1 protein-coding gene is annotated in these 1,235 nt (G+C 64.0%); it reads right to left on the reverse strand.

What is annotated here, in order from left to right; genetic code table 11:
* A protein-coding gene (locus tag CK224_RS30525; RefSeq protein ID WP_141245918.1) for an IS3 family transposase occupies positions 1 to 1,171 on the reverse strand; the annotation gives its coding sequence in 2 pieces (ribosomal slippage) (positions 1 to 922 and positions 922 to 1,171; 1,172 coding nt annotated over the 2 pieces). This gene is flagged as partial in the annotation.
* Between the last annotated feature and the right edge of the window lie 64 nt (positions 1,172 to 1,235).

Below are 1,235 nucleotides of genomic sequence, written 5' to 3' on the forward strand. Positions count from 1 at the left end.
TTTCCGGCCTGGGTTGTGCCCTGCTGGGCGGGTGAAGCGACAGTCGCTGGCGCGGAGCCTTTGGCATAGCGCAGCGCGAGCGACCGTCGCGGATTGAAGGTGATGGCGAACTCGGCCGGTGTCTGCCAGGCGATTTGGGAGTGCGGCCGCGCGGTGTTGTAGTCGGCGCGCCACAGGGCGATGGCTACGCGCGCCTGAGCCAGCGAGGTAAACAGTGTCTCGTTGAGCAGTTCATCGCGCAGTCGGCCGTTGAAGCTCTCGATGAAGCCATTCTGCATCGGCTTGCCGGGCGCAATGTAATGCCATTCGACGCGGTTCTGATCCGCCCAGGCGAGGATGGCGTTGGAGGTGAACTCGCTGCCATTGTCGCTGACGATCATCCGCGGCCGGCCGCGCTCGGTGATGAGCCGGTCCAGTTCGCGGGCAACTCGCATGCCCGAGAGAGACGTATCAACGATGAGTGCCAGGCACTCTCTCGTGCAGTCGTCGACGACGGCCAGGATGCGGAAGCGGCGCCCGTCGGTGAGCTGGTCCGATACGAAGTCGAGCGACCAGCGCTCGTCGGGCCTCAGCGGCACCAGCATCGGCGCCCTGGTCCCGATCGCCCGCTTGCGGCCGCCACGTCGGCGAACGGCGAGCTTCTCCTCCCGATAGAGCCGGAACAGCTTCTTGTGGTTCACGACCAGGCCCTCCCGCCTCAGCATCACGAGGAGACGCCGGTAGCCGAACCGGCGACGCTCCTGCGCGATCGCCTTCATCCGCTCGCGAATCTCGCGGTCGTCCGGCCTGCTGGTCTCGTAGCGAACCGTCATGCGGCAACAGCCGATGGCTTTACACGCCCGCCGTTCGCTCATCCCGAAGCCTTCCTTCAGGTAAGCGACAGCTTTCCGCTTGGCCGCGGGCGTCACCATTTCTTTCCCACGAGATCCTTCAATGCGGCATTGTCGAGCATGGCGTCGGCCAGAAGCCGCTTCAGCCGCGTGTTCTCGTCCTCCAGCGCCTTCAGTCGCCGAGCCTCGGAGACATCCATCCCGCCAAAGCGGGCCTTCCAGTTGTAGATCGAAGCATCGCTGACGCCGTGCTTCCGACACAGGTCGGCGACCGAGACCCCGGCCTCATGCTCCTTCAAAATTCCGATGATCTGCTCTTCAGAGAAGCGGCTGCGCTTCATGTCCTGGTCCTCTCGATGGGCCAGAACGAACTTCAAACCGGATTAGATCAGAGGGGCAAGGTCA

This window comes from Mesorhizobium sp. WSM3862 (assembly GCF_002294985.1).
Lineage (GTDB): Bacteria > Pseudomonadota > Alphaproteobacteria > Rhizobiales > Rhizobiaceae > Mesorhizobium.